Below are 12,004 nucleotides of genomic sequence, written 5' to 3' on the forward strand. Positions count from 1 at the left end.
TTTCCCATTTCTTAATACATTTATTAGCAAAATCCCAGGCCAGAATACAATAAAGAAATTATACTGGTCTGCGAACTAATTCCAAAACATCCGCTATCTTTTTTATGGTGTAATCCGGTTTAATTTGCATACCCTTATTCTGTAAAAATGTCCTATAATGCCTCCCATGTTCGAACAAAATCGTAATCATGCCTAAAGTTTTTCCGGCAGCGATTTCATCATCTATCTTGTCCCCCACACAAATAATTTCTTCCGCTCGCAGATTACCGTGTTGCATGATTTCCTTAAAATAATCTTTTTTTTTCTTTTCCCTATCCCTTTCTACAATCAATATTTTATCAAAATAATTATTTCCCAATCCGAGCGCATTAATTTTGTTTTTTTGGACAAGCATTTCTCCCGATGTAACAAGGAATAACATATATTTCTGTTTTTTAAGTTGAATAAGCGTTTCTATTACGCCTGGAAACAATGTAATATCAGATATTTCAACGCATATATATTCATCTAACAACCTTTTGCCACATGAAGGTGGAAGATTATACATTGCAACAATGTAGTCATAAACATTGCATTTTGTTCCATGTTTCTCCTCTAAATCATTTTGTAACCGGAACGCTTCTTCTTCGCTACAACTTATTAATTTAGCGATAGTTTTTGCAACCTGCCGTCTTCCCCTGACGATTAATGTGCCACTGCAATCATACAGCGTATCGTCAAGATCAAAAATAACGGCCTTTATTCCTGATAGATCATTTTCCATGTGTTTATGGCCTGCCTCTTGCGCCAAATAGGCCGCTCCCCGATGACCGGTAAAATTTTATCAAATATCTATACAACGATAGGAATTAAAAAAACCTTGCCATTTTCTTCATTTTTGTTGTAATCTTATAAAAATGTAAAAACAAATTCCTGTCAGTTCTTTGTTTGTAAAAAATTCCACCACATGAAGGATTTTATTTGGAGCAGAAAATAGAAATTCCGTCCTCGCCTGTAACTTCTGCCTTAAAATCAACCTGCACCTCATGCATTCAGTGGTTTCCTTTTTATTCCCGATATTTAGAAGTTTTGTAATACGTTAGTTTTTTTGAAAAAAAGCTCATAGTATTACAAGGTTTTTAATTAGTTTTTCAGAACTAAAAAGGATTTTATGTTTTAAAGTTTGCCGATTGTGGACCATCTCCATATTGATATTTGCAAATATCCCGGCGACTATGTCAGGTAAGTAAAGGTATTGAAAGTGATAAAAAGCGTTTTTAAACAGCGGATATTAGATTCCTGATTATAATATTATATTATTATGGATATTTCAACTCAAACGGTAATTACGGACACTAAATTAAAAAGTATGAGCGAAGAGATATCGCGGGAAGCATCGCGCCGTCGTACATTTGCGATTATTTCGCATCCGGACGCTGGTAAAACAACGTTAACAGAGAAACTTTTGTTATATGGAGGAGCTTTAGAACTGGCGGGTTCTGTTACAGCAAAGAAAAAACAGCGTGATACAGCCTCGGATTGGATGGATATTGAGAAAAAACGAGGGATTTCTATTTCATCCACTGTTCTCCAGTTTGATTACGGGAACTACAGACTGAATTTGCTTGATACACCGGGCCATAAAGATTTTTCGGAAGATACGTATCGCGTATTAATGGCGGTTGATGCAGTAATTATGGTCATCGATGCCGGAAAAGGGATCGAGAGTCAAACCCGTAAACTCTTCGAGATATGCAGAAAGCGTGGCATTCCCATCTTTACGTTTATGAACAAGCTTGACCGTCCGTCAATGACTCCTTTGGAGTTGATAGACCAATTGGAGAAAGTGCTGAACCTGCATGCCTTTCCTGTTGTCTGGCCATTGGGAAACGGACAGAATTTTAAAGGTGTTTATGACAGGCTCAGGAAAGAAGTACATCTGTTTGAAAGGGTGCCGGCAGGGGAGTATAAAGCGCCTGTGTCGATTCGGGATATTCGTGACCATTTGGTAAAAGACCTCCTAAGCGAGCAAACCTACAACGAAGTTGTAGAAGAAATAGCGCTCCTGGATGATGCGCACGGAGGTTTTGAACGGGATGCGGTTCTCCATGGAATGACGACACCGGTTTTTTTTGGAAGTGCGGCTAATAATTTTGGCGTGGAGCTTCTTTTGAGAGGGTTCCTTGAGTATTCGGCTGGTCCTTCTCCCAGAAAAGCAATAAGTGGCTGGATACCGTTGGATAATCCTCACTTTTCCGGGTTTGTTTTTAAAGTCCAAACGAACATGAACCCACTGCACAGGGATAGAATGGTTTTTGTAAGAGTTTGTTCCGGAAGATTCTATCGCGATATGATGATTCACCACGTGCGACTTGGAAAAGAAATAAGGTTATCCGGTTGCCATAGTGTTTTTGGACGCAACCGGGAAATAGCCTGGGAAGCTTATCCGGGTGATATCATTGGTTTTGTAACGAGAGCGGATTTTCGTGTCGGAGACACAATCAGCACGGATCCAAACCTTGTTTTCGAGGAGATTCCGCGGTTCGCTCCGGAGTGTTTCGCTTTTTTGCATAATTCTTTGTCATCAAGTTATAAATCTTTCCGCAAAGGCGTGGAACATCTTCTTGCCGAGGATATTGTGCAGGTGTTTCATTTGCAGGACCATGGGAGCAATCTCCCTCTTTTAGGGGCGGTGGGGCCTTTGCAGTTTGAAGTTATGCAGTATCGCCTCAAGGATGAATATGGGGTTGAATCCAGATTAGAATCCATGCCGTGGGAAGTTCTCAGATGGCTGGATGCACCTTTGAACGATACGGATTTAAAACGGTCTTTACCGCACGGTGCTGCGTTAGGTACGGATGAACAAGGCCGGATGGTTATTCTTTTCCCGTCTGAGTGGTCATTAAAATATTTTTCGGAAAAGAACCCTTCAACAAGGCTTTTAGATTCACCCGGTAAAACCAAATGAAAAGGTTTTTTTTAACGCCTGTATAAGTACATCGAATCGATGAGCATCGTTTGGTTTGAGGTGTACCCCATTGTACCTTGTGACTACAACATGGAGTAGAAAGGTGATTCTCTCATATTTGAATTTTCATAATAGCCAAATACAATCATTAATACTTGATTGATAAAGACTTTCAAGGTATTTAAATATAGTAAAAAGCATTTATTTTTATAAAAATCTGTTTTTTTCTTGCATTTGAATTGTTTCTAGCGTGAGTTTATCACAAAATAAGGCATGAAGCAACGTAACATAAATACAGTCAATGCGTTAAGCACAACATCAATTGTATACACTGAGTCCTTGAAGTTTCAGCCGATGTTTGTGGAAATCCATAATGCCTAACGCATTCATCAACAGAGATTCCTTGTCGGACATTTCTTCCAATTTGTAGGTAGCCTTAACTCTCCCTCTGGCCTTTGTTTCTTCAAGCATAGCAGAAAGCCTTATATTATTAAGGGTGTCTAACAGGGTATCTAACGTTCCACTAAATTGTGCGTGCGCTTTTGCCTGATACCACACAATCGCCGCCATTAGGTATCCGAGGACGCAAATAAAAAAATGCACCCTGATTTTCTGATCCGTCCAGTGAAATTGCGGTTTTAAAGCAAGGTGATAGGGGTTCTTGAGATTTCTAAAGGCATGTTCAATTTTTGATTGCCCATAGTAGGCTTTTATAATGTCCGCGGTATCCCAATCGTGATGGTCTGTCATAAGAATCCTGAACCCCAGTTCCCCTTCTATTTCTTCGAGCTTTTTCTGGTCGATTGAAAAATTCAATTGAAACTTGCCTTCAGATACCTCTTTTAACGACCAATCGATAACATCCTTCGCAAATTGACATTTCACTACACTTCTTATCGTATCCTCCAGACCCTCTTTGTCCCGCATCTTTCCCTTTGGATTACACAGATGCTGCTGTAAGAGCTTTAACTGATGTTCTGCCTTTTCCAGAGACTGAGACATTCCCCTTAATTGCCCAACCTTTAATTTCTCGGAAATAAATACGACAACGGTTCTTTCCTGCCCCCAAATAACCCGTTTGTCATGGTACACCTGTATCTTACTGCCGTCAACGTCATATTCCCTGAAATTACACATGGCATCCCCTACCAACTGCTTGTGATGATACGGTGTAAGCGCTCCAACGTAATGCAATGCCAATCTCTCTACAATAGCCATATTGTCCATGGAATTGTTTCCACGATCAAAAACAATAGTGTGCTTTTTGCTGTCGAAACCTAATCCGGTCATCCTGTCTTTTATCGTCTCAAGAACCGCGCTGAACACCTTTGCATCCGCCATGTTCCCCTGATAGGTATGGTGAAACAACGGTATCATGTCGTTACGTGTAACGACCATCGCCAACCCGACCTGCCTGAGATCGTATCGCTTTTGTTTGTTTTTCCCCCGCCGGGCAATAGTGCATCGCAGATTAGTTGTGTCGATATACGTGAAAAAATTGGTTGTATCAAAAAACAGTGTGTCGCTTTGAAGGTTGTATGTTTTAAATGTCTTTTCAATTAATTCGCGCTCGATTTCTGCAATGGATTCTTCAGGAAGTGCATCCATCAAATCCCAGAAATGCTGACTGTCTATTTTACTCAAGCTGTGTCTGAGTAAGTATTCGGCAGTAGTCGTCTTTGCCCAATCCCACCATCCTCTTTTGCTGGTAGGCACACACACTCTCCCCACGGCACCCAACAAGAGGGTACTTCCGGCGGTCAGATTATTTCGAACAGGTTTTTTAGCACAATACTGCCGTGGCGACTTTATATATTTATTAATCACGGAAGGGACGTCCAGGGCATTGGCCACACTTAGCAATGCGGCTACCGCGCCATGTGAATAAGATTTGAGCCGTAATTTTTCGGTAAGACCTTGCAGTTGTTTTAATAAATCGTCTGCCTTGCCAAGATAGGCCAGGACGATGGGCCTGGGCTTGCCGTTAACGCGCCGCGATTCGACAATATACCAATATTTATAACCTCTGGAGTTTTTAGATTGAATGGTAGCCATGGCTATTAGTTGTTAGTGTATACGTAATAGATTAATACTCCGTGTATAATAGTATATACAGGCATATAATGCAATATAAATATAGTATTATTCAGTGTATACATAATTTTTTAGACAAAAAAAGTCGCAACCCGATACAAATCATTGGATTGCAACTTGATGTCTTTGTCTTACACCTTATTTCGTGATAAACTCACGCTAGAGTATTAAATTCTGCATGAATCCATTTCTCAGTGAAAAAACCCGAATAGAATTTAAAAAAGCACATAAGAAAGAGCCTCATAGACGTCATGCCGACCGAATCAAAGCTATACTTCTTCTTGATTCAGGATGGAGTTATGAAGAAGTAGCAGAAGCGCTCTTGTTAGACGATCAAACAATCAGGAATTACGAAAAACTATACAAAGATAAAGGTTTCGACGGGCTTTTATCTGACAATTATGTTGGCTGTATGCCAAAACTCACTTGCGAACAAGAAGAACAATTAAAAGATCATATCAGGAAAAACAACTATAGCGCGGCAAAAGAAATTGTTGAATATGTAAAACAGACATTCAATAAAATCTATACACCCGAAGGAATGGTACATACCCTCGATAGATTAGGCTTTACTTACAAGAAAACTACAATAGTTCCAGGCAAAGCAAACCCTGAAAAACAAAAAGAATTTATCGAAAACTACAAACAACTCAAAGAAGAGAAAGCCCCTGGAGATAAGATACTTTTTATGGATGGAGTTCATCCACAGCACAATTCTACGTCTGCATATTGCTGGATAGAGAAAGGCAAAAAGAAGGAAATACCCTCTAATACCGGCAGGAAAAGAATAAATTTAAACGGGGCTATTGACATAGAAACCTTTGAAGTAACAATCCGGGAAGATGAAAGCATCAATGCTCAATCAACAATAAAGCTTTTCCATGAAATAGAGTCAAGGTATGCTCAAGCCGGTACTATTTACATAATCTCTGATAATGCTAAATATTACAGGTCTAAGTTGGTCAAAGAATACCTTGCAAATTCGAGAATAAAGATCAAATTTCTCCCTTCCTATTCACCCAATTTAAATCTCATTGAAAGATTATGGAAATTCTTTCGCAAAAAAATATTGTATAACAAGTATTATGATACTTATGAGAAGTTTAAAAACAAATGTTTAAGTTTTTTCAAAAATATTAACGAGTATACAGATGAATTGTCTACTCTTTTAACTGAAAATTTTCAAATTATTGGCGAGCAAATTTCGAAAATCTGATTTGTTTGACTATATAATAGCGCAGAAAGAGTTACACCATGCCGCCCTCAGAAATATCATAAACCCATGAGAGGTCTATTGGTTGATAATCAACGATCTCTTCTTTTGTAAAAAAAGCAGCTATTTCTTTTTCTGCGGAAGAAGGAGAATCCGAACCATGTATTAAATTAAAGCGGTTGCTTACCGCATAATCGCCCCGAATAGTTCCGGGTTCTGCCTTTGACCCGAAAGTGACGCCCATCATTTTACGCGCTATTTCTATGGCATTTTTACCCTTTACCACGATGACAACTACGGGAGAAGAAGTGGTATAGCTCACTAGAGGCTCGAAAAAATCCTTCCCCTTATGGGAAACATAATGCGCTCGTGCCAAAGAGTCAGGGATCATCATCATCTTCATGCCGGTTATCTGCAATCCTTTTTCTTCAAACCGGGAAATGATCTTGCCAAGCAGGCGGCGCTGAATGGCATCCGGTTTCAATATAATTAACGTTTTTTCCATGTACAGCTATCCTTTCATTCCCTTAAGTTTCTTAACATAATGCCCCCTGACCAAAAGAAAAAATTCCTGATATTCAGACGATTTATAATCGGGGAACGTCCACGGGAAGGATTCATATTTACCTTGGCGATAATCCAATGTAACTTCAGCATATATGCCATCCCGTAAATAAATACGATGAGAAAAATCTTTGGTGGAAGCTAAAATAAGCCTGCTTTCATTGATATATCCCGGATCTATATTCACCGGACGAGCTACAACATACTTTTCCTCTGAGGCGATTGCCTCCTCCAATGCGTTTGTTTTTATTTTTATGGCTGCGATTTCATCCGGCATGATAAGCCTTTCAAAACTAAAAAACTGTCTCAAAATGCCTTCGCCCATCTCATCATTATAATATCTGGTATAGTGAAAAGGTTGTATATTGCTGCGAAGGTCAATTTCCCCAAAATATCCTTCGAGTGTTTCGCCTATTTGTGCAAAAAGTACTTGTACACCTGACAATACCCCTATAATTAAATTTGCCGGTTTTGGCCTTCCTATCTCACCCACATTATGTTAATTCGCACTCCTCTCTGTCTTTATCAGATGCTGCCGTATACGTTCAAGCTCTTGTTTGGTATTTTCGATGTGTGTTAAAAAAACTTCACCACTTTTTCTTAATTTTATCTCAAGTTCTTTTGTTTCGGTATATTTTTTCCCAATAATTATCTTTACGGGAATGCCTATTAAATCGGCATCCTTGAATTTTACCCCTGGCCGCAAATCTCTGTCATCGAGTAATACATCGATTCCTTTCATGTTCGTCATATCGTCATAAATACTTCTTGCCGCGTCCATACATATTGTATCTTTGACGTTTACGGGAATAATGATAACATGGTATGGAGCAAGTGACATAGGCCATATAATCCCGTTTTCATCGTGTGATATTTCTATAATCGCCGCAATAATCCTATTCACTCCGATACCATAGCATCCCATAACTTTTGGCTTTTCTTTTCCATCCGCATCAAGGTAATGCGCTTTTAAAGCGCTCGTATATTTTGTTCCCAATTTAAAAACATGGCCTATTTCAATTCCCTGCGAGATTTCAAGAACATGATTACAATGCGGGCAATTATCACCCTGGGTTACATAACGAATATTTGCAATCTGATCAATTTTGAAATCCCTTTCGGAGTTAACGTTCAATAAATGATAATCTGTTTTATTCGCCCCCGTAACGAAATTAGAGAGCGTTGTAACCGCCTGATCGGCAATTATTTTAATTTTTAGACCTACAGGACCTGTAAAACCAACGTTTGCGCCGGTAGCGCGCTCAATAGTCTCACGGCTTGCTAATTCAAAAGATTTCAAACCAAGAACACCTGACAATCTTGCTTCGTTCACTTCATGATCGCCTCGTAGGAGAACGGCAAACAGTTGTTCTTGTGAAGTATAGATTAGGGTCTTTACCATGTGATGTTGTGAGATATTCAAAAAATCACTGATTTCCCGGATAGTACGTTTGTCCGGCGTGTATATTTCCTCAAGCTTTCGCAGGGAATAATTCTCTTGTTGTGGTAAGGGGGCGGCTTCAGCCCTTTCACGATTTGCACTATAACCACAGTTCCGGCACAAAATCAATATGTCTTCTCCCACAGGACTTGGGACCATAAACTCATGGGAAGCATCCCCTCCCATTGCCCCGGAATCTGCTTCTGCAATAATATAATCAAGTCTGCACCGGTCGAAAATACGGCAATACGCATCATACATTAACTGATAACTGTTGTTTAAGCCCTTCTCGTCGAGATCAAAGCTATACGCATCCTTCATAATGAACTCCTTGCTCCTCAAAACACCAAAACGGGGCCTCATCTCATCTCTGAATTTCGTTTGAATTTGATACAACGTAATAGGAAGTTGCTTATAAGAATTGATTTCATTTTTAACTATATACGTAATAACTTCTTCGTGGGTAGGACTTAACACGGTTTCTTTGCCATGCCGGTCCTGAAAAGTTATCAGGTCTGCGCCGAAAACATCTAATCGGCCACTTTCTTTTAACAGGTCTAAGTGTTGTAGTGCGGGAAGAAATACCTCTATCGCTCCAGAACGATTCATTTCTTCTCTCACAATGGCAATAACCTTGTTGAGAACCAACGTTCCTAATGGTAGGTATGCATACGCTCCGGAAGTTATTCGCCTGATAAGACCGGCGCGAATCATAAGCTTGTGGCTGTCTATTTCTGCTTCTGACGGACTTTCTTTTAATGTAGGAATTAATGTTTGAGACCATTTCATTTTCTTGTTATTCCTTGATAAATTTTTAGTTTAGTATATGGTTTTAACAGCAAACTGCCATGAGAAAACATTATAATTCCTTATTCTTTGCGTTCAAGAGATAAAAATATACTATGTCTCTATTATAAAAAGCGAGTTACACTTTTATAACTAACCGTTAGGCTATGATGAAAATATTTGACATACTACATTTTCGAATTATAATGTGATTTTTATTTTTAAACCTTATGTTTGCCCATGAATAACCCTGTTAATTGTGCCCAAAAAACACTCATCTTTGAAGAATATTGGTTCTTTAGCCAGTTGATAAAGCGCCACTAAGTTTTTGATGTTTTTAAAAAGCCTTACGTAATTAACAGCTGCATTGATTCAAGAATTAGTAGCAAATATTATTTGTTATGTAGGTTAGTGAATTATAGGTTGTGGTATTATTTTTGACTAGGTGCTTATAATTGGTAATTTTTATAGTACGTCTGGACTTTTTGTAATGGAAGGGGAAAAAGCGTTGCGAAGTAAAATTCTGTTGATGTGCATATTCTCGATTGCTATCTTCAGTTTATCGGAAGACCGTTTTTGCTTGTGTGCTGAAGAAAATACTCAGGTTGAGGGTGAAAAAGAAGAGAAGAGCGAATTGGCCAAACTTATGAAAGAAATAGATAAGAACTATAAGGCAACAGAAGAAATCTCTGGTTATTATAACTATAAAGAGAAAGAATGGAAAATTATAGGAGATGCGAGTGTTAACCTCATAAATCTCTGCAAAATTGCTTTAAAAAAATTCGCGCGTCCAGATGATGAAAAATATCAGAAACTTAATAGAATGATGCTGGAAGAATCTGAGAAAATGCATGAAGTATACGAACGCAGAGAGCAGGTTGGCGCATTAGAAGATGCCCAATGGCAGGTGCGCCGTTTGAGGCAAACATGCGCGTTATGCCACAAACATTTAGGTATTCATCTCTACCCCAATTTATATCCTGGGCATAAAGATTGGGGAGTAAAATGAGGCGTAAAACATTTGTTCTGCTGTTTTGCCAAACCTCAGGCCGGTGAAAAACACGATATGCACATGTGATTTATTATAGGGCTATATCACGCATCGAAAAAGTGGTTCATTTCTTAAAATGAAGTACATAACTGTAATCAAATTAAACTTCCTCAATGCAAAAAATTTGATCAAAACCTTTAGTATTGCAACTTACAGTTATAAACCGCACACTGGTATAAATTAAACATTTTAGGTTTGTTGTGCTTAAAAATGTATAAAAGGCTAAAGCCATAATTGCGAATTACTTATAAATTTGTTTGTTGTTATTGGAATTGATGCTTTAGTATTTTATAAAAGTTTATTTATGTCCGTCTGCAGTATATTTCTTAAAATTATAAGGACAAGGTTTTTCCTCGAGTTCCAGACTGTTTTGGTATTCAAATTTTTGCTTGACTCACTTTCTTTTCAATGATATATTGACAAGCCCTGAAGAAGCCGTACTATTTCTGAAATTAAATGGGTTTGGAGTGTCATTCAAAGAATTTATGAGGGGAAAAGCATCGCTTACCCAATAGATAGTACTAATTTGCTTGGTAATTACAGTAACCATGCAAATCTGGCGGTGTTTTTCATCATTTTATCGGAACGGTAGAATCTTGTGGATGGTGGTTGTAAATGTATAATGCAGTTAATTAGAAAAAAACTTTATCTAAGGAATAGTAGTTTTTATTCTGTGTATTTCTGAGTGAGAAAACATTGATGGGTTTTGTAAACACATGCTGCTTCAAATATTTTTGCGCGAAGGGGGGGGGTGAAGAAGTATCTAAATTAACAGTAAATTTTTCTATTTCAGAGATTTCTGGAATGTAAGCGCTAAGTAGGTAAACTTTTGATTAATATAATATAAATAAGTGAGGAGGGAAAAGAAAGATGAAGCTAAAAAAAGGCATTTTAGCTGGGATTTGTGCGATGGTTATTTCTGGGATGGCATCGATTGGATATGGCGCAACACAACAAGAGATATGTAAGAATATGTGGGATCCTTTTCAATCAATGAGGGCTGTGACTGGATTAATGGAACTTACATCGGGTCAGTGTACACAATTATCAAAGGATGCGGCGGCTATTTTGGCAGGTGTAAAAGAATCACATGACAGTATTTCAGTAGATAAAAATTATAAGGTTTTGAATGATGAGGTTGCTTATCATGCTGCGAACATTGATGCTGCGGCAAAAGCGAATGATTTAGAGGAAGTTCAGGTGCAATTCAGGAGAATGACCATTGCATGCAGGAATTGTCATAAGATTTACAAGACAGAGCAAAGACTCGTTCCGTAATATAAAATGCCTACGTTAATTTCCAAATAGTGAGGAGGGATTATTATGAAGTTGTTTCGTTTAAAATATGTATTACCACTTATTGCAGGGTTGGGTTTGTCTTTGACAAGCACAGCTTGGGCTTTGAATGAACACACCGCAGGTGATACAACAAAGAGTCCATATACTATATATGCGGGTCTTGGTTTTGCTGTACAAGAAAGTTGTTATTATTGCCATGGAAATGGCGGGAAAGGAACTACCGAAGGACTTATTTTTGGAGTTCCTGATTTCACTAGCACAGAATTTCAATCATCAATGACAGATAAACAGATCATAGATCATATTAATAAGGGAAAGGGTAAGTGTCCTTCTTACCAAGGAAAGATGTCTCCTGAAATGATTGAGAAAATGGCTGGTGTTGTGAGAAATTTTGCTGTAAAGTAAATTCTCGCTATCGGGTTAATAGTAAACAAACCTTAGAGATGCAAAAATCAAAGGGTATATGAACAGCACAGTACGTTCATATGCCCTTTTTATTTCAAATATGGTAATGTACCTTTTTTAATAGCCGGTGTTTTGATTATATTAATCGATGTCTCATCGCGACAATAAACATTGTGCCATTCCAAGTTTTAAAACTTCTTTCTA

The 12,004-nt window shown here is 38.3% G+C and carries 10 protein-coding genes; 5 read left to right on the forward strand and 5 right to left on the reverse strand.

All coding sequences use genetic code 11. The annotated features are described in order from the left end of the window. Positions 1–58: 58 nt before the first annotated feature. Positions 59–763 (reverse strand): HAD family hydrolase, encoded by a 705-nt coding sequence (locus tag KSMBR1_RS15405; RefSeq protein ID WP_164995386.1) that lies wholly within the window; start codon positions 761–763, stop codon positions 59–61. Positions 764–1,300: 537 nt separating this feature from the next. On the opposite strand from KSMBR1_RS15405, the gene KSMBR1_RS15410 reads away from it, so the two are divergent. Beyond that, positions 1,301–2,947, forward strand: a complete 1,647-nt coding sequence (locus KSMBR1_RS15410; RefSeq protein ID WP_197705220.1) for a peptide chain release factor 3 — start codon at positions 1,301–1,303, stop codon at positions 2,945–2,947. Positions 2,948–3,265: 318 nt separating this feature from the next. On the opposite strand, the gene KSMBR1_RS15415 is transcribed toward KSMBR1_RS15410, so the two are convergent. Next, positions 3,266–5,002 carry an IS1634 family transposase gene (locus KSMBR1_RS15415; RefSeq protein ID WP_099323573.1) on the reverse strand — a complete coding sequence of 579 codons (1,737 nt, stop codon included), beginning with the start codon at positions 5,000–5,002 and terminating at the stop codon, positions 3,266–3,268. Positions 5,003–5,219: 217 nt separating this feature from the next. On the opposite strand from KSMBR1_RS15415, the gene KSMBR1_RS15420 reads away from it, so the two are divergent. Next, positions 5,220–6,257, forward strand: coding sequence for an IS630 family transposase (locus KSMBR1_RS15420; protein WP_099326120.1), 1,038 nt, complete (start codon positions 5,220–5,222; stop codon positions 6,255–6,257). Positions 6,258–6,288: 31 nt separating this feature from the next. Here the strand turns inward: KSMBR1_RS15420 and ndk are convergent, their stop codons facing one another. From ndk to KSMBR1_RS15435, 3 genes are read right to left on the reverse strand one after another with little or no spacing between them, the layout of a single operon-like run. Continuing rightward, positions 6,289–6,759 (reverse strand): nucleoside-diphosphate kinase, encoded by a 471-nt coding sequence (gene ndk / locus KSMBR1_RS15425; RefSeq protein WP_099326121.1) that lies wholly within the window; start codon positions 6,757–6,759, stop codon positions 6,289–6,291. A gap of 6 nt (positions 6,760–6,765) precedes the next feature. Beyond that, entirely contained in the window at positions 6,766–7,311 is a 546-nt protein-coding gene (locus KSMBR1_RS15430) for a DUF4416 family protein (protein WP_099326122.1), read from the reverse strand. Between the two features lie 6 nt (positions 7,312–7,317). After that, positions 7,318–9,048: a proline--tRNA ligase gene (locus KSMBR1_RS15435; protein ID WP_099326123.1), complete on the reverse strand. Its 1,731-nt coding sequence runs from the start codon at positions 9,046–9,048 to the stop codon at positions 7,318–7,320. 487 nt (positions 9,049–9,535) lie between these two features. On the opposite strand from KSMBR1_RS15435, the gene KSMBR1_RS15440 reads away from it, so the two are divergent. The 3 genes from KSMBR1_RS15440 to KSMBR1_RS15450 all read left to right on the forward strand — a co-directional run bounded on the left by KSMBR1_RS15440 (position 9,536) and on the right by KSMBR1_RS15450 (position 11,800). Then, positions 9,536–10,054: a hypothetical protein gene (locus tag KSMBR1_RS15440; protein ID WP_157820646.1), complete on the forward strand. Its 519-nt coding sequence runs from the start codon at positions 9,536–9,538 to the stop codon at positions 10,052–10,054. Between the two features lie 912 nt (positions 10,055–10,966). Continuing rightward, the gene (locus KSMBR1_RS15445; RefSeq protein ID WP_099326125.1) at positions 10,967–11,374 is read left to right on the forward strand and encodes a cytochrome c; all 408 of its coding nucleotides are present in this window, start codon (positions 10,967–10,969) and stop codon (positions 11,372–11,374) included. 45 nt (positions 11,375–11,419) lie between these two features. Beyond that, positions 11,420–11,800 carry a c-type cytochrome gene (locus tag KSMBR1_RS15450; RefSeq protein WP_099326126.1) on the forward strand — a complete coding sequence of 127 codons (381 nt, stop codon included), beginning with the start codon at positions 11,420–11,422 and terminating at the stop codon, positions 11,798–11,800. Positions 11,801–12,004: the final 204 nt, after the last annotated feature.

This window comes from Candidatus Kuenenia stuttgartiensis (genome assembly GCF_900232105.1).
Classification (GTDB): Bacteria; Planctomycetota; Brocadiia; order Brocadiales; family Brocadiaceae; genus Kuenenia; species Kuenenia stuttgartiensis_A.

What these genes read in the sequence shown, in the direction of transcription:
- KSMBR1_RS15445 (WP_099326125.1), top strand. Translation starts at nt 10,967, where the DNA reads ATGAAGCTAAAAAAAGGCATTTTAGCTGGGATTTGTGCGATGGTTATT.
- KSMBR1_RS15450 (WP_099326126.1), top strand. Translation starts at nt 11,420, where the DNA reads ATGAAGTTGTTTCGTTTAAAATATGTATTACCACTTATTGCAGGGTTG.
- KSMBR1_RS15420 (WP_099326120.1), top strand. Translation starts at nt 5,220, where the DNA reads ATGAATCCATTTCTCAGTGAAAAAACCCGAATAGAATTTAAAAAAGCA.
- KSMBR1_RS15435 (WP_099326123.1), bottom strand. Translation starts at nt 9,048, where the DNA reads ATGAAATGGTCTCAAACATTAATTCCTACATTAAAAGAAAGTCCGTCA.
- KSMBR1_RS15440 (WP_157820646.1), top strand. Translation starts at nt 9,536, where the DNA reads ATGGAAGGGGAAAAAGCGTTGCGAAGTAAAATTCTGTTGATGTGCATA.
- KSMBR1_RS15405 (WP_164995386.1), bottom strand. Translation starts at nt 763, where the DNA reads ATGGAAAATGATCTATCAGGAATAAAGGCCGTTATTTTTGATCTTGAC.
- KSMBR1_RS15410 (WP_197705220.1), top strand. Translation starts at nt 1,301, where the DNA reads ATGGATATTTCAACTCAAACGGTAATTACGGACACTAAATTAAAAAGT.
- ndk (WP_099326121.1), bottom strand. Translation starts at nt 6,759, where the DNA reads ATGGAAAAAACGTTAATTATATTGAAACCGGATGCCATTCAGCGCCGC.
- KSMBR1_RS15415 (WP_099323573.1), bottom strand. Translation starts at nt 5,002, where the DNA reads ATGGCTACCATTCAATCTAAAAACTCCAGAGGTTATAAATATTGGTAT.